The 16,102-nt window shown below is 72.9% G+C and carries 11 protein-coding genes; 3 read left to right on the forward strand and 8 right to left on the reverse strand.

Going from position 1 to position 16,102, the window contains the following annotated elements:
- Positions 1-209 precede the first annotated feature (209 nt).
- From paaZ to ACFWE1_RS06345, 5 genes are all read right to left on the reverse strand, one after another.
- Positions 210-2,306, reverse strand: a complete 2,097-nt coding sequence (gene paaZ / locus ACFWE1_RS06325; RefSeq protein WP_376932622.1) for a phenylacetic acid degradation bifunctional protein PaaZ — start codon at positions 2,304-2,306, stop codon at positions 210-212.
- Between the two features lie 26 nt (positions 2,307-2,332).
- A complete protein-coding gene (locus tag ACFWE1_RS06330; RefSeq protein ID WP_376932623.1) occupies positions 2,333-3,241 on the reverse strand; it encodes a 3-hydroxyacyl-CoA dehydrogenase family protein in 909 nt (302 codons plus the stop codon).
- Positions 3,242-3,273: 32 nt separating this feature from the next.
- On the reverse strand, positions 3,274-4,023 hold the full coding sequence (locus ACFWE1_RS06335) for an enoyl-CoA hydratase/isomerase family protein (RefSeq protein WP_376932624.1): 750 nt from the start codon (positions 4,021-4,023) through the stop codon (positions 3,274-3,276).
- The gene (locus tag ACFWE1_RS06340) at positions 4,020-5,216 is read right to left on the reverse strand and encodes a thiolase family protein (RefSeq protein WP_376932625.1); all 1,197 of its coding nucleotides are present in this window, start codon (positions 5,214-5,216) and stop codon (positions 4,020-4,022) included. The genes ACFWE1_RS06335 and ACFWE1_RS06340 overlap by 4 nt, the downstream gene beginning before the upstream one ends.
- Positions 5,217-5,377: 161 nt before the next feature.
- A complete protein-coding gene (locus tag ACFWE1_RS06345; protein WP_376932626.1) occupies positions 5,378-6,697 on the reverse strand; it encodes an MFS transporter in 1,320 nt (439 codons plus the stop codon).
- A 285-nt stretch (positions 6,698-6,982) separates the two neighbouring features.
- Between ACFWE1_RS06345 and ACFWE1_RS06350 the strand changes: the two genes are divergently transcribed.
- On the forward strand, positions 6,983-9,115 hold the full coding sequence (locus ACFWE1_RS06350; protein ID WP_376932627.1) for a DEAD/DEAH box helicase: 2,133 nt from the start codon (positions 6,983-6,985) through the stop codon (positions 9,113-9,115).
- 11 nt (positions 9,116-9,126) lie between these two features.
- Here the strand turns inward: ACFWE1_RS06350 and ACFWE1_RS06355 are convergent, their stop codons facing one another.
- Both ACFWE1_RS06355 and ACFWE1_RS06360 read right to left on the reverse strand, forming a co-directional pair.
- Positions 9,127-10,083: a hypothetical protein gene (locus tag ACFWE1_RS06355; RefSeq protein ID WP_376932628.1), complete on the reverse strand. Its 957-nt coding sequence runs from the start codon at positions 10,081-10,083 to the stop codon at positions 9,127-9,129.
- Positions 10,084-10,354: 271 nt separating this feature from the next.
- On the reverse strand, positions 10,355-12,457 hold the full coding sequence (locus ACFWE1_RS06360) for a DEAD/DEAH box helicase (RefSeq protein WP_376932629.1): 2,103 nt from the start codon (positions 12,455-12,457) through the stop codon (positions 10,355-10,357).
- 280 nt (positions 12,458-12,737) lie between these two features.
- On the opposite strand from ACFWE1_RS06360, the gene ACFWE1_RS06365 reads away from it, so the two are divergent.
- Positions 12,738-13,277, forward strand: coding sequence for a GNAT family N-acetyltransferase (locus ACFWE1_RS06365; protein WP_376932630.1), 540 nt, complete (start codon positions 12,738-12,740; stop codon positions 13,275-13,277).
- A gap of 13 nt (positions 13,278-13,290) precedes the next feature.
- Positions 13,291-14,334 (forward strand): alpha/beta hydrolase, encoded by a 1,044-nt coding sequence (locus ACFWE1_RS06370; protein WP_376932631.1) that lies wholly within the window; start codon positions 13,291-13,293, stop codon positions 14,332-14,334.
- Positions 14,335-14,461: 127 nt separating this feature from the next.
- On the opposite strand, the gene ACFWE1_RS06375 is transcribed toward ACFWE1_RS06370, so the two are convergent.
- Positions 14,462-16,096, reverse strand: coding sequence for an ABC transporter substrate-binding protein (locus tag ACFWE1_RS06375; protein ID WP_376932632.1), 1,635 nt, complete (start codon positions 16,094-16,096; stop codon positions 14,462-14,464).
- Positions 16,097-16,102: the final 6 nt, after the last annotated feature.

Consider the following 16,102-nt stretch of genomic DNA (forward strand, 5'->3'; position numbering starts at 1 on the left):
TAAAGCACGCGAAGGGGACCGCGTGGGGGGGGGGCGGGTTGGGCAGGGTGGGGGGGTTCGTGAGGCTCGTTGGTGGGTTCCCTCGCGTCTGTTTGTTGGTGCCCCTCCCCTGCGTGCCCCCCCACCAACGTACCGGCCCACGCCCCGCAGCGCGCGATTCGCGCGACTCCGCGACACCCGCGCGGGTGGCCACCGCGGATGTGACGCGCTCAGGCCGCGAGCGGCTCCTTCGCGACGAGGGTCAGCACGTCGTAGCTCGCGACGAGCTCGTCGCGCTGGTTGCGCAGCACGGCGTCCCAGCGCACCTCGCCGTACTCGTCCGTCTCGCGCGGCGTGATCTGCTTCGCCGTGAGCTCCACGCGGATCTCGTCGCCCGGCGACACCGGCGTCACGAAGCGCAGGTTCTCGAGCCCCGAGTTCGCGAGCACCGGCCCCGGCTCGGGGTCGACGAACAACCCTGCGGCCCACGACACGAGCAGGTAGCCGTGCGCCACCCGCCCCGGGAAGAACGGGTTCGCCGCCGCCGAGGTCTCGTCCATGTGGGCGTAGAAGGTGTCGCCCGTGAACGCCGCGAACGTCTCGATGTCGTCGAGGGTGACCGTGCGCGCCGGGCTCTGCACCTGATCGCCGATGCGCAGCTCCGCGAGCGACTTGCGGAACGGGTGCCGCTCGCCGCTCGCCTCGTACGGTCGGGCGGATGCCCCGGCGTGCCACACGCCCGTGAGGGCGGTGAGCATCTCGGGCGAGCCCTGCACGGCGGTGCGCTGCATGTGGTGCAGCACCGCACGGATGCCGCCGAGCTCCTCGCCGCCGCCGGCCCGACCCGGGCCGCCGTGCACGAGGTTCGGCAGCGGCGAGCCGTGCCCCGTCGAGGTGCGGGCGTCGTCGCGGTCGAGGAACAGCAGCCGGCCGTTGTACGCCGCGACCGTGCCGGCGAGCGCGACCGCCACCTCCGGGTCGTGCGTCGCGACGCTCGTCACGAGCGAGCCGCCGCCGCGCGCGACGAGCTCGGCCGCCTCGGCGAGCGAGCGGTAGCCGACGATCGAGGAGACCGGCCCGAAGGCCTCGACCTCGTGCAGGGCGGGGCTCGCGGCATCCGCGAAGCGCAGCACCGTCGGCACGACGAAGGCGCCGTCCGGCAGCGTGCCGCGCGTTCCGTCGGCGCGCAGTACCTCGGGCTCCCCCGGTTCGCCGATTACGCGCTCGCCGCCCGCGGCCTCCAGCCTGGCCAGCTGGCGCAGTACCTCGTCGCGCTGCTCGATCGAGGCGAGCGGGCCCATCGTGACCCCCTCGGCGCGCGGATCTCCGACGACGACGCGCTCCGCGATGCGGGCGCGCACCGCGGCGATGACGTCGTCGACGGATGCCTCGGGCACGATCGCCCGGCGGATGGCGGTGCACTTCTGCCCCGCCTTCGTCGTCAGCTCGACGACGAGCTGCTTCACGTAGGCGTCGAACTCGGGCGTGCCCGCGGTCGCGTCGGTGCCGAGCACGGAGGCGTTGATCGAGTCGGTCTCGCTCGTGAAGCGCACCCCGCCCGTCTGCACCGAGTCGTGCGCGCGCAGCCGCTCCGCCGTCGAGGCGGAGCCGGTGAACGCGACGAGGTCGCCGAGGCGCAGCTCGTCGAAGAGTCCGGGCACGCTGCCCGCGACGAGCTGCAGCGAGCCGGCGGGCAGCAGGCCCGACTCGACGAGGATGCGCACCATCGCGACGGCGAGGTAGCCGCTCGGCGTCGCGGGCTTCACGAGCGTCGGCACCCCGGCGAGGAAGGCGGGCGCGAACTTCTCGAGCGAGCCCCACACCGGGAAGTTGAAGGCGTTGATCTGCACGGCCACGCCGGGCAGCCGCGTGTACACATGCCGCCCGAGGAATGTGCCGTCCTTCGAGAGCTGCTCGACCGCGCCGTCGACGTAGACCTTCGCGTTCGGCATCTCGCGGCGGCCCTTGCTCGAGTAGGTGAAGAGCACGCCGATGCCGCCGTCGATATCGACCCAGGAATCCTGCTTCGTGGCGCCGGTGCGGCTCGAGAGCTCGTACAGCTCCGCCTTGCGCTCGGTGAGGGCGAGCGCCATGCGCTTCAGCAGCACCGCGCGCTGGTGGAAGGTGAGTTCGCCGAGGCTGGCCTGCCCCACCGTGCGGGCGTGCTCGAGCGCGCCGGCGAGGTCGAGCCCCTCAGTCGAGACGCGGGCCACGAGCTCGCCGGTCGCGGCGTCGCGCACCTCGCTCGTCGCGGCCGAGGCATCCGGGCTCCACCAGGCATCCCGCACGTAGCTCGGCAGCGCCGCGTGCGTCAGGGTCTCGCTCATCGTGTTCCTCTCGCTCGTCTGCGCGCTCACGGCGCGTCCCACAGGTAGAAGCCCTCGCCGCTCTTGCGGCCGAGCCGGCCCTCGGCGACCATCCGCCGCAGCAGCGCCGGCGGCTCGAAGCGCTCGCCGAGCGTGCTCGCGAGGTACTCGGCGATGCCGAGCCGCACGTCGAGCCCGACGAGGTCGGTGAGCCGCAGCGGGCCGACGGGATGCTTGTAGCCGAGCGTCATCGCCCGGTCGATGTCCTCGGCGGAGGCGACGCCGGCCTCGAGCATGCGGATCGCCTCGAGCCCCAGCGCGACGCCGAGTCGCGAGGACGCGAAGCCGGGGGCATCGGCCACGACGATCGGCGTCTTGCCGAGCGCCTGCACCCAGGACTGCGCCTCGACGACGAGCGTCGCATCGGTGGCGTCGCCGCGCACGAGCTCGACGAGCGCCGACGCCGGCACCGGATTGAAGAAGTGCATGCCGAGGAAGCGCTGCGGCCGGTCGAGGAGCGCCGCCAGCTCGTCGATCGAGATCGAGGAGGTGTTCGTCGCGAGGGCGGCGCCGGGCGCCAGCACGGCCTCGACGCGGGTGAGGGCGTCGGCTTTCAGGGCGAGCTCCTCCGGGACCGCCTCGACGACGAGCTCGCACGCGGCGAAGTCGCCCACCTCGGTGCTCGTCGCGAAGCGCGCGTCGTACACGCCGGCGGCCTCATCCGCGGTGCCGCGTTCGATCGAGACGGCGACGGCGTCGAGCACGCGCCGCCCGGCGGCCTCCGCCGCGTCGGCGTCGCGCTCGACGACGGTGACCCGGGACCCGGCGAGCAGGAAGGCGTGCGCGATGCCCGCGCCCATCCGGCCGCCGCCGAGCACCCCGACCGTGGCGGGGGCACCGCCGACGCCGCCTTCCCGCACGTGCGCCGCCTCCGGCGTGCGCCCCGCGTCGCTCATCCGTTCCGCCGCACTCATCCGTTCCGCCGCACTCATCCGTTCCGCCGTTCCAGGAACTCCGTCATCAGCCGGATCTTCTCCGGGCTCTCGAACAGCGCCGCCTGCTCGTCGAGATCGACGGCCGGGTGCGCCGCGCGCGGCGCACGGAACACGCGCTTCGTCGCCATCGTCGCCGCCCGGTCGTTGCGGGCGATGCGATCGGCGAGCGCGTGGGCGGCGGGCAGCAGCTCGGCGGGCGGATGCACCGCCGACACCAGGCCGATCGCGAGCGCCTCCTCGGCGCCGACGGCGCGGCCGGTGAGCAGCAGCTCCATGGCGCGCGCGTCGCCGACGATCTCGCGCAGCCGCCAGCTCGCGCCGGCCGCGGCGAGGATGCCGAGCCCGGTCTCGGGGTTGCCGATCTTCAGCGCCGGGGTGCCGAGCCGCAGATCGGCGGCGTAGGCCAGTTCGGCCCCGCCGCCGAGGGCGTAGCCGTCGAGGGCGGCGATGACGGGCATCGGCAGCTCGGCGACGCGGATGAAGGCGTGCGCGTTGATGCCCTTCCTGGCGTCGTCGGCGCGGCGCTCCCGCAGCTCGGCGATGTCGGCCCCCGAGGCGAAGACGCCGCCCGCGCCCGTGAGGATCAGGATGCGCGGTTCGGCCTCGAGCTCGGCGCAGAGCTCGTGCAGCTCGTCGATCATGGCCTGGTCGATCGCGTTGCGCTTCTCGGGGCGGTCGAGGGTGGCGACGACGCGGTCGTCGAGGCGCTCGATGCGGAGCACGCGGCCGCTCGCGGCGCTCATCGCACCGCCTCCAGGATGACCGCGGTTCCCTGTCCGACGCCGACGCACATGGTGGCGAGGCCGTAGCGGGAGCCCTCGCGCTCCATCCGACCGAGGAGCGTGACGAGCAGGCGCGATCCGGAGGAACCGAGCGGATGCCCGAGCGCGATGGCACCGCCGTCGGCGTTCACGCGCGCCTCGTCGAGGCCGAGCCGGCGGATGCACGCGATCGATTGCGTCGCGAACGCCTCGTTCAGCTCGATCGAGCCGATCTCGTCGAGGTCGAGCCCTGAGCGCTCGAGCGCCTTCTCGGTCGCGGGCACGGGGCCGAGGCCCATGATCTCCGGAGCCAGCCCGGCGCTCGTGCCGACGACGATGCGGGCGCGCGGCACGAGCCCGTAGCGTTCGACGGCGGCGCCGCTCGCCACGACGATCGCCGAGGCGCCGTCGTTCAGCGAGCTCGAGTTGCCCGCGGTGACGACCGAGCCGCCGGCGACGACCGGGCGCAATCCGGCGAGCGCCTCGAGGGTCGTCTCGGGCCTCGGCCCCTCGTCGACGAGCACCTCGCCGGCGCGGGTGGCGACGCCGACGATCTCGGCCTCGAAACGTCCGGCGGCGATGGCCGCGGCGGCGCGCTGCTGCGAACGGAGGGCGAAGGCATCCGCCTCCTCCCGGGTGATGCCGTCGACCCGCGCGACCTCCTCGGCCGTCTCGGGCATCGCGAAGGTGGCCTTGTCGCGAGCGAGCAGCTCGGGGTTCGGGAAGCGCCAGCCGATGGAGGTGTCGTAGGCGGCACCGGGCTTGGCCCAGGCGCGCTCGGGCTTCTGCTGCACCCAGGGGGCGCGGGTCATCGACTCGACGCCGCCGGCCACGATGAGCTCGGCGTCGCCCGCCCGGATGGCCTGCGCGGCCATCGTGACCGCCGACATGCCGGAGGCGCAGAGGCGGTTCACCGTGATGCCGGGCACCTCGTCGGGCAGGCCCGCGAGCAGCACGGCCATCCTCGCGACGTTGCGGTTGTCCTCGCCGGCCTGGTTCGCGGCGCCGAGGATGACCTCGTCGAGCTCGCCCGCCTGGTCGGCGCCGATGCCGGCCCGGGTGACGGCCTCGCGGACGACGAGGGCGGCGAGGTCGTCGGGGCGGACGCCGGCGAGCGCGCCGCCGTAGCGACCGACGGGCGTGCGCACGCCTCCGACGAGGTAGGCCTCGGCCATGCGGGTCTCCTGACTGCGTTGTCTGCGACGGCGGTTCGCCGGGTCGATTTCCTGACCGAGCGTTCGGAAAGTAATTATGGCATGCCCCACCCCCACCCCGCACGCCCACAGAAAACCGACTTGCCCGACTTTCATGAAAGTCGGGCAAGTCGGTGGGCGGGTCAGTCGAGCAGGTCGACGCCCTTCGTCTCCTTCACGAGCGAGACACCGATGAGCGAGATGACCGCCGCGATCGCGATGTAGAGGCCGATCGTCCACGAGGCGTGGAAGGCGTTCATGAGCGCCTCGGCGATCATGGGCGCGAAGGCGCCGCCCAGGATGGCCCCGAGCGCGTACCCGATCGAGACGCCCGAGTACCGCACGTTCGCGGGGAACATCTCGGCGTAGAGCGCCGCCTGCGGTCCGTACGACAGACCGAGCCCGAACGTCATCACGAACAGCGCGACGAAGTACCAGACGATGTTGCCGGTGTCGATGAGGAACCACATCGGCACCGCCCACAGCGCGAGGAACACGTAGCCGATCTGGAACGTGCGCACCCGGCCCAGCCGATCGGACAGGCGACCGCCCCAGAGGGTGAAGATCAGCCAGCCGAACGAGGCGAGCGTCGTGGCGAGCAGCACGGTGGGACGGTCCATGCCGAGCGCCGCGACGGCGTAGGTCGCGAAGTACGCGATGAGGAGGTACCCCGCGGCGTTGTTCGCGATGAAGATGACCGCCGTGAGCAGCACCTGCTTGGTGTTGCGGCGGAAGAGCTGGCCGAGCGGGGCCGAGGACTCCTTGCGGCGGCGCAGCAGCTCCTCGAAGACGGGGCTCTCCTCGACGGCGCGGCGGATGACGTACCCGACGACGATGAGCGCGATCGAGAGCAGGAACGGGATGCGCCAGCCCCACTCGAGGAACGCCTCGGGCGACATCGAGCTCGTCAGCAGCCAGAGCGTGAACGTCGCGAGGATCATGCCGACGGGCACGCCGATCTGCGGGAAGGCCCCGAAGAAGCCGCGCTTGCCGCGCGGGGCGTGCTCGACGGCCATGAGGGCGGCGCCGCCCCACTCGCCGCCGGCGGAGAAGCCCTGCAGGATGCGCAGCAGGATGAGCAGCACCGGCGCTGCGATGCCGATCGCCGCGTACGTCGGCAGCACGCCGATGAGCGCGGTCGACAGGCCCATCATGATGAGGGTGAAGACGAGCATCTTCTTGCGGCCGAGCTTGTCGCCGAGGTAGCCGGCGACGATGGCCCCGAGCGGGCGGAAGAGGAAGGAGATGCCGATGGTCGCGAAGGAGAGCACCTGGGCGAGGCCGGGGTTCGACTCGGCGACCGGGGCGAGGAAGAGCGGCGCGAGCACGAGGCCGGCCGCCTGCGCGTAGATGAAGAAGTCGTACCACTCGATTGAGGTGCCGACGAGGGTGCCCGCGAGCACCTTCCGCTCCTCGCGGGACATCCGCTCGGCGCGAGCGGGATCGGTGACAGCTGTCGACATACGAACTCCGTTGTTCGTTCGGGCGGGGCCGGCACGGGGGATGCCGGGCAGGGACCCCTGGCATGGTCATGGGACATTTCCTGACCGATTGTTCGGTCGGGAATCCCGAGCGTAGCGCATCCGTCCCGATTCCTGGAAGGCCGATCGCTCCGGCGTTCTGGACGCCCCGGGCGTGACGGCAGTATTTGCGGGTCGCGGCGGCCGGGCACCCGCAAATACCGACCGCATTCGCCCTGGCGCCGCCGACTGAATCGGCTGTCAGCGGGATCGGGCAGGCTGGACGCCATGACCGAACTGCGCTCCGCCGCCCTCGACGCCCTCCGCGAGCTCGTCGGCCGCGACGACGTCGACTTCCACGACGGCCAGTTCGAGGCCATCCGCGCGCTCGTCGACGAGCGCCGCCGCGCGCTCGTCGTGCAGCGCACCGGCTGGGGCAAGTCCGCCGTGTACTTCGTGTCGACGCTGCTGCTCCGCCGCGCTGGCGCCGGGCCCACCCTGCTCGTCTCGCCGCTCATCGCCCTCATGCGCGACCAGATCGCCGCGGCCGAGCGCGCCGGCGTCCGCGCCGTCGCCATCAACTCCACCAACGCGCACGAGTGGCGCGAGGTCGAGCAGCGCCTCGCCGCCGACGAGGTCGACGTGCTGCTCGTCTCCCCCGAACGGCTGAACAACCCCGCGTTCCGCGAGACCCAGCTGCCCGGGCTCGTCGAGCGCGTCGGCCTCCTCGTCATCGACGAGGCGCACTGCATCAGCGACTGGGGGCACGACTTCCGGCCCGACTACCGGCGCCTGCGCGAGCTCATCGCCCGCATGCCCGCGGGCGTGCCGGTGCTCGCGACCACCGCCACCGCGAACAGCCGCGTCGTCGCCGACGTCGCCGAGCAGCTCGGCGCGACGGTCGCCGACGACTCGGGCCGGCTCACGACGGGCGGGGCGGATGCCTCGGCCGAGGTGCTGACCATCCGCGGGCCGCTCGCCCGGGCCTCGCTGCGCCTCGGGGTGCTCGAGCTGCCCGACTCGCCGAGCCGGCTCGCCTGGCTGCTCAGCCATCTCGACGAGCTGCCGGGCTCGGGCATCATCTACACGCTCACCGTCGCCGCGGCCGTCGACACCGCCAGGCTGCTGCGCGAGCACGGCCACGAGGTCCGCGCGTACACGGGCCAGACCGACCCCGACGAGCGCGCCGAGTCCGAGGGCATGCTGAAGCGCAACGAGGTCAAGGCCCTCGTCGCCACGAGCGCGCTCGGCATGGGCTTCGACAAGCCCGACCTCGGCTTCGTGCTGCACCTCGGCGCGCCCTCCTCGCCCGTGGCCTACTACCAGCAGGTGGGCCGCGCGGGCCGTGCGACCGACAACGCCGACGTGCTGCTGCTGCCCGGCGTGGAAGACCGCGACATCTGGCACTACTTCGCCACCGCGTCCATGCCCGACGAAGACCGCGCGAACCGCGTCATCGCCGCCCTCGGCGAGCAGCCCGTGTCGACCCCGGCGCTCGAGGCGATGGTCGATATCCGCCGCACGCCGCTCGAACTCCTGCTCAAGGTGCTCGACGTCGACGGGGCGGTGCGCCGGGTGCAGGGCGGCTGGGTCGCGACCGGCGAGCCCTGGCTCTACGACGCCGAGCGCTACCGCCGCATCGCAGCCGAGCGGGTCGCCGAGCAGCAGCACATGCTCGAGTACGAGCGCACGACCGAGTGCCGCATGGCCTACCTGCAGCGCAGCCTCGACGACGACACCGCGGCACCGTGCGGGCGATGCGACACCTGCGCCGGGCCCTGGTACCCCGCCGCCGTCGGCCAGGAGGCGACGGCGGCCGCCCGTGGGGCGCTCGACCGGGTGGGCGTCCCGATCGAACCGCGCGCGCAGTGGCCCACGGGCGCCGACTCGCTCGGCGTGCCGCTCAAGGGGCGCATCCCCGTCGAGGCCAGGGCGGCCGAGGGGCGGGCGCTCGCCCGGCTCACCGACCTCGGCTGGGGCGGCGTGCTGCGCGAGCTCTTCGCCGCGGGCGCCCCTGACCAGCCCGTGCCGCCGCGTGTGCTCGACGCCTGCGTGCGCGTGCTCGCGGGCTGGGACTGGGCCGAGCGCCCGGCGGCCGTCGTCGCGATGCCCTCGCGCTCGCACCCGCAGCTCGTCGACTCGCTCGCCCGCGGGCTCGCCGAGATCGGCCGGCTGCCCTACCTCGGCGCGCTGCAGCCCGTCGGAGGCGGACCGAGCGGCGAGCCCGGCGGCAACAGCGCGTTCCGGCTCGCCGGCGTGTGGGGGCGCTTCTCCGCCGAGGGGCTCGAGCTGCCCGACGGCCCCGTGCTGCTCGTCGACGACCAGGCCGACAGCCGGTGGACGCTCACGGTCGCCGCCCGCACGCTGCGCGAGGCCGGCGCCGGCGAGGTACTGCCCTTCGTGCTCGCGCTCCGCGGCTGAGGCGCTCCCCCTCAGCGGATCTGTTCGAGCACCGCCTCAGCGATCGCGACCGGCTCGTCGTGACTCTGCACGCGATAGACCGAGTCTCCGACCTTCAGCATCACCGTCGTCGCCGGCCCGTCCGCGACGCGCACGAGCGACGCGGCATCCCCGTCCACGAAGCTCGGCGAACCGCTCAGGTCGATCGCTTCGTAGACGCCGGAGAGGTCGGCCTCCGCCATGAGTTCGAACTGCTCACCTGCACCGATCACCGCGTCGATCGTCGGACCGGGGATGCCGTCGACGGTGTACTCGCAGCGGTACGCCCGGGATGCCGCCGCGACCGCGTCGCGGAAGCTGGTCGGCGCCGACGAGGTGGGATCGACGACGCTCGCCTCGATCGCCCCCGCGCCGAGGGCCATCCCGATGCCCTGGGGATCGAGGCCACCGGTGCAGACCGCATCGCTCTGCCGCTGTCCGGCGGCGCGCGGCCAGTCGAGCTGCTCGGCGCTCGCCTCGGCGAGCACAGGGAACGCCGCCTCGCCCACGGAGACGAGCCGCCCGTTCATCTGCTCGGCGTCAGTATCGCCGTAGACCGACCCGCCCGTCACCAGCCCGGGCGCGGTGAGTCGGATCGTCGTCCAGGTGCCGCCCACGGGGGCGGTCAACTCCCAGCCGGTCTCCCCCGCGCCGCGGGAGGCGGTGATACCGGCGACCTCAACCGTGTCGGTGGAGGGCGAATCCCCGAGCCAGGCGGGCTGCCACTCGCCGGCGGCTCCGGGCAGCACCTCGACGCTGAGGTACGCGATCTCACCGCTGCCGCCGAGGATGTCGCTCGGGGCCGGGCCGATGCGCCAGGAGCAGCCGAGCCCGCCTGCCGCGGCCAACTCGATGGCGCCGAGTGCGGCGTTGCCTTGGATCGCCGCTTCGGGCTGCGGCGTGCCGTCACCTGTCGGGCTCATCGCCGCAGCGACGACGTCGGCGGGCACGAGCGCATCGCAGTCGAGTGGGCCTGCGATGGTCGTCGGTTCGGGCGTTTCGCTGGGGGCCGATGTGGTCGGCGTCGGCGCGGGCGACGCGCATCCCGCGAGCAGGAGGCCGACGGCCGCGACGGCCGGAAGGACGAGCGGTGAGCGCATGTCGCCACGGTATCGCCCCGCGAGACGTCGGCAGCTCAGGGGCGCCCCGGAAACGGAAGAACCCGCCCGCACCCACTGGATGCGGACGGATTCCCTCGGTGGACGGTCGCCTCGAACGTGCCTACTCGGCGGACGTCGCGCCCGCCTCGACGGGCCCGAGGTCGTACAGGAGCTCGTCGCCGAGTCGCACGTCCTCGAAGTCGACCTCGATCTCGGCGCGGTCGAGCAGCTCGTTCATGCGACGCTGCCGGTTGCGCGGGATGAGGGTCACGACCCGGCCCGTGCGTCCGGCGCGGCCCGTGCGGCCCGAGCGGTGCAGGTACGTCTTGTACTCGTCGGGCGCGTCGGCCTGGATCACCAGGTCGATGTCGTCGACGTGGATGCCTCGGGCCGCGACGTCGGTCGCGACGAGCACGTCGACGCGCCCGCTCGTGAGCTGCTGCAGGTTGCGGGTGCGGCGCGACTGGTTCAGGTCGCCGTGCAGGGCGACAGCGCGGACGCCGGCATCCTCCAGGTGCTCGGTGAGGTCCTCGGCGAACGCGCGGGTGCGCGAGAAGACGAGGGTCTTGCCGTCGCGGTCGGCGAGCTGGGCGACGATGTCGCGCTTGTCGCGGTTGTCGATCACGAACACGCGGTGCTCGATGGTGCCGGAGGCCTGGTCCTCGCCGGCGACCTCGTGCACGGCCGGGTCGACGAGGAACTCGTCGACGAGCGCGGCCACGCCGGTGTCGAGCGTCGCCGAGAACAGCAGTTTCTGGCCGCCGTCGCGGGTCTCGCGGAGGATGCGCTGCACCGGCTCGAGGAAGCCGAGGTCGCACATGTGGTCGGCCTCGTCGAGCACCGTGATGCGGATGTCGGAGAGGTCGAGGTGTCCCTGCGCGAGCAGGTCCTCGATGCGGCCGGGGGTGCCGATGACGATGTCGACGCCGCGGCGGAGCGCCCCCACCTGGCGGGCCTGCGGCACGCCGCCGTAGACCTGCGTGGTGAAGAGCCCGACGGACTGGGCGATCGGCTGCACGGTGCGGTCGATCTGGAGCGCGAGCTCACGGGTCGGCGCAAGGATCAGGGCGCGGGGCGCGCGACCCATCTGGCGCTTGCGGCGGCCGTCGGGGCCGTTCTCGACGTTGCGCTGCTGCTCGGCCCAGAGCTGCATGAGCCGCTCGACCGTCGCCGCGCCGAAGGCGATCGTCTTGCCGGAGCCGGTGCGGCCGCGGCCGAGCACGTCGCGCCCCTCGAGCACGACGGGGATCGTCGCCGCCTGGATCGGGAACGGCGACTCGGCGCCGAGCTCCTTCAGAGCGCGGACGATGTTGCCGCCGAGACCGAGCTCGCCGAAGCCGATGCCGTCGACCGCGTCGGCCTGGATGGCCTGGGCCTCGAGACGCTCGAGCACGACGTCGTCCTCGGGGGTGAAGCGGCTGCGCTCGTCCTTCGCCGGGTAGAACGCCGAGGGCCGGCGCTCCGAGTCGCGGAAGCCGGGACGGTCGAAGTCGCGACGCGCGCCGCGCTGGTTCGCTGAGCCCGTCGAAGCGCCATCCCGCTCGAAACGACGCGGACGGTCATCGCGGTCATACGACCGAGCCGGACGCTCGTCCCGGTCGAAACGACGCGGCGCACGCTCATCACGCTCGAAGCGACGCGGACCACGCTGGTTCGCTGAGCCCGTCGAAGCGCCATCACGATCGAACGAACGACGCGGGCGGTCATCCCGGTCATACGACCGAGCCGGACGCTCATCCCGGTCGAAGCGACGCGGAGCCCGATCATCCCGATCGAAGCGACGCGGGCCACGCTGGTTCGCTGAGCCCGTCGAAGCGCCATCACGATCGTACGAACGACGCGGCGCACGATCATCCCGATCGTACGAACGACGCGGCGCACGCTCATCACGATCGAACGAACGAGCCGGACGGTCGTCACGATCGTACGAACGACGCGGCGCACGGTCATCCCGATCGTAGGAACGACGCGGCGCACGCTCGTCACGATCGTACGAACGCCCGTCCCGCTCGGAGCGGTGCGGGGCGCGACCGCTGGCGGTGCGCTCGTCGCGGGTCCAGCGCGGCTTGCGGTCGGATGCCTCCTCGGGGCGGTAGCCGCGGTGGCCGGGGCTGCGCGAGCCGGGCTTGCCGCTGCCGGCCGGGCGACCGGCGCGGCTGCTCTTCGCGTAGGAGGGGTCGAAGTCGTGGGCTCGTCCGCCGGCGGGCTTCTTGTTCTTCGGCATGCTGGTGCTTCCTGGGTTGTATTCGAGTACATGGCGATGCCGCCGCGGGGCGCGGCGTACCGAGAACCCGGGAGCATCGTCGACCGGGGCCGTTCACATACGGTGACTATCCGCAGCCTGATGCTGCAGAACCGGCCCTCAGGACTCACAAACCCATCCGCGCACAGCGCGGTGTCCAGAACCGACCTCCCAACGATACCCGATCGCCGCTGGGAAAGCGCCGGGCATCCTGCGCGGGCGCCGAAACCGCGCGGAAACACGCGACGCATACCCTCTCCTCGTGACCAGCACCGTGTCGATCCGCATCGAAGCCCCCCGCCAGCCCGAGGTGGAGCGCCTCCTCGCCGGCAGCAGCGAGTACTCCTTCTCGCTCGGCTACCCGCCCGAGGCGTGCTTCCTGCTCGACGTCGGCCAGCTCGAGCAGCCCGGCGTGCGGCTCTTCGTCGCCCGGAACGGTGCGGGCGACGCGCTCGGCATCGCCGCGCTCGTCGAGGACGGGCACGCCGACGACGAGCACGCGGCCGTCTACGCCGGTCGCGGCGAGCTGAAGCGCATGTACGTCGACGAGGCGGCACGCGGGCTCGGCGTCGCCGGGCGCCTGCTCGAGGCGATCGAGGCGGATGCCGCGGCGCGGGGCCTGCGGGAGCTCGTGCTCGAGACCGGCACCCTGCACCTGCCCGCCCAGGCGCTGTACGCGAAGCACGGCTACCGGGTGATCCCGCACTTCGGCCCGTACGTCGGCGAGGAGTTCAGCGTGTGCATGGCGAAGCCGCTGGCTTCGCATTCGGCCGACGCAGGGGTAGCATCGCTGCACCCCTGAACCCGGAGCCCCCGTGACCCGCACTCGTCCCTCCGGCGGTCGCGGCGGGCGCACGCGCCTGGTGCTGATCGCCGCTGCCGCCCTCGCCGGCGTCGCCGTGACCGGCGTGCTCTCCGGCTTCCACTTGCCGCTGCAGCCCATCGACCCCGACGCCGCGGAGTCCCGCAGCGAGCTCGCGAGCGTCGTGCCGATCGGCATCCGCACCTTCGAGGCGCCGGCCGATCTCGTCGTCGACGAGGACCTCGCGTACGGCGTGCGCGAGGACGGCACGCTGCTCACGCTCGACGTGTGCCGCCCCGCGAGCGCGGTTGCGGCGAGCGAGGGCGGGACGGATGCCGCGGCGGGCGCACTGCCCGCGGTCGTCTCGATCCACGGCGGCAGCTGGGCCCGCGGCGATAAGGCGAACGCGGACTGGCGCAACGTGTGCCTCTGGCTCGCGAGCGAGGGCTTCGTGGCCGTCTCGGTGAACTACCGGCTCGTGCCCGACGCCGTGTTCCCCGCACAGCTCGACGATGTGGCGCTCGCGGTCGAGTGGCTGCGCGAGCCCGAGCAGCTGGCGGAGTTCGGCATCGATCCCGGTCGCATCGGCGCTTTCGGCGGTTCGGCCGGCGGCAGCCTGGCCGCGCTGCTCGGCACCCGCGGCGACGGGCCGCTCGACACCGGCTCGCGGGTGGCGGCCGTCGCCGAACTGTCCGGCCCGCTCGGGCTCACCGGGCTCGCGCTCGACACCGACGGCGCCTCCCCGTGGCTGCGCTCCATCGTGACGGACTACCTCGGCTGCGAACCCGGGGACGCCTCGTGCGGGGCGGCGGCCGAGGCATCCGCGGCGACGCACGTGGATGCGAGCGATCCGCCGGTGTTCCTCGCCCAGTCGGATGCGGAGGTCATCCCGCTGGGGCAGCAGACCGCGTTCGTCGCAGCGCTGCAGGCGGCCGGGGTTCCCGTCGAGTCGCTCGTGGTGCCGGGGTCGGCGCACTCGATCGGCATCCTCGACGCGCCGATGCGTGCGCGGGTGGCGGCGTTCCTGCACGCGGCGCTGGGGCCCGTGGTCCGCTGAGCCCGTGGTTCGCTGAGCCCGTCGAAGCGGAGCGGATGGGATGGTTCGCTGAGCCTGTCGAAGCGGACTCCTCGCTTCGACAGGCTCAGCGAACCAACGGGGCGATCGCTTCGACAGGCTCAGCGAACTACTCGCCGCCGATCATCGCCGCCCAGGGGTAGTTGAGCTGCACGGCCGCGGTCGGCGCCCCGGTCAGGCCCTTCCCCAGGAACACCGCGTTGTACGGGGTGTAGATCGGCAGCCACGTCGGGTCGTCGATCTCGATCGACTGGGCCGCGATGAGCGAGGCGGCCCGCTCGGCATCCTCGGAGCTCGCTCGCGAGGCGTCGATCGCCTGGTCGAACTCCGCGTTCGACCATCCCGAGAGGTTGAAGAAGTTGTCGCTCTCGAGGTACTGGTAGATCTGCGTCGGGTCCGGGAAGTCGGTCTGCCAGAGCGAGAAGATCAGGTCGATGCCGTCGCGGGCGGCCGGGTCGCTGTACAGCGCGTTGTAGCCGTCGGCGGGCAGCGAGGTGAGTTCCGCCTCGAGCCCGATCGCCTGCGCGGCGCGCTGCACCTCGGCCCCGATGATCGGCATCTCGGCCTGCGAGTTCGTCACCGCGATGGTGAGGGTCTCGCTCGGCACGCCGGCCTCGGCGACGAGCGCCTTCGCCTCCTCGAGGCCGCCGGCCGCGTCCGCGATCTCCTGGTACGCCTGCTCGAAGTCCTCGCGGGCGAAGCCCCAGGTGCCGGGCGAGGCGGGTGCGGCGAGCGGGTCGGCCGCGCCGGCGACGGCGGCGGCGATGATCCCCTCCCGGTCGATGCTCATCGCGAGCGCCTGCCGGATGCGCGGGTCGGCGAGCGCGCCGTCGAGCGAGGTCACCATCGCGACGTAGCTGCCGGAGGTGCGGCCGAAGGCGAGCGTGCCCTGGCCGCCGCCCTGCAGGCGGGCGAAGCCTGAGGCGGGGACGCCCCAGGTGCCGTCGACCTCGCCGGACAGCAGCGCGTTCACCCGCGCGGCGGGGTCGCGCACGAAGGAGAAGTCGACCTCGGCCACGAGCGAGGGCAGCGAGTCGTCCCAGTAGTCGTCGAAGCGCTCGAGGGTGATCGCCTCGCCGGCCCGCCAGGAGGCGAGCGTGTACGGGCCCGTGCAATCGATGTCGGAGCCGGGGGTGCCGAAGTCGGTGCCCTGCGCCTCGGTCGAGGCCCGGTTCACGATGCGGCCGGCGCCGGTCGCGAGCGCCTGCGACAGCGTCTGGTCGGGCGCCGTGAGCGTGATCGTCACCTCGTTCGGCGCGGTCGCGACGATGTCGGCGACGTTCGCGTACACGGCGGTGTGGAACGAGCCGAGCTCGTCGCTGCGCGCACGGTTCAGGCTGTAGACGACGTCGTCCGCGGTGAGCGGCGCCCCGCTGTGGAACGTCACCCCGTCGCGGAGCGTGTAGACGAGCGTCAGCGGGTCGGGCTGTTCGAACGACTCGGCGAGCGCGGGCTCGATCGTGAAGTCCGGCGCGATGCGCATGAGGCTCTCGCAGACGTTCGAGAGCACCTCCATCGGCGGGAAGTCGTTCGGGTAGATGGGGTCGAGCGAGGACGGCTCGGCGTAGAGCGCCCAGTCGAGGCGCTCGACCTCGGTGCTCGGGGCGGGCAGCGACTCGGTGAGCTCGGGCTTCGTCCCCTTCGAGGGGGACGGGCCGGCTGCGGTGCAGCCGGCGAGGAGCACGGCGGCGGCGAGGGCGGCGGCGCCCCCGAGCAGTCGCGGTGTGCGGCGGGACATCGGCATTGATCT

Source organism: Agromyces sp. NPDC060279 (genome assembly GCF_042726785.1).
Classification (GTDB): Bacteria; Actinomycetota; Actinomycetes; order Actinomycetales; family Microbacteriaceae; genus Agromyces.

What these genes read in the sequence shown, in the direction of transcription:
- ACFWE1_RS06350 (WP_376932627.1), top strand. Translation starts at nt 6,983, where the DNA reads ATGACCGAACTGCGCTCCGCCGCCCTCGACGCCCTCCGCGAGCTCGTC.
- ACFWE1_RS06375 (WP_376932632.1), bottom strand. Translation starts at nt 16,096, where the DNA reads ATGCCGATGTCCCGCCGCACACCGCGACTGCTCGGGGGCGCCGCCGCC.
- ACFWE1_RS06345 (WP_376932626.1), bottom strand. Translation starts at nt 6,697, where the DNA reads ATGTCGACAGCTGTCACCGATCCCGCTCGCGCCGAGCGGATGTCCCGC.
- ACFWE1_RS06360 (WP_376932629.1), bottom strand. Translation starts at nt 12,457, where the DNA reads ATGCCGAAGAACAAGAAGCCCGCCGGCGGACGAGCCCACGACTTCGAC.
- ACFWE1_RS06335 (WP_376932624.1), bottom strand. Translation starts at nt 4,023, where the DNA reads ATGAGCGCCGCGAGCGGCCGCGTGCTCCGCATCGAGCGCCTCGACGAC.
- paaZ (WP_376932622.1), bottom strand. Translation starts at nt 2,306, where the DNA reads ATGAGCGAGACCCTGACGCACGCGGCGCTGCCGAGCTACGTGCGGGAT.
- ACFWE1_RS06330 (WP_376932623.1), bottom strand. Translation starts at nt 3,241, where the DNA reads ATGAGCGACGCGGGGCGCACGCCGGAGGCGGCGCACGTGCGGGAAGGC.
- ACFWE1_RS06340 (WP_376932625.1), bottom strand. Translation starts at nt 5,216, where the DNA reads ATGGCCGAGGCCTACCTCGTCGGAGGCGTGCGCACGCCCGTCGGTCGC.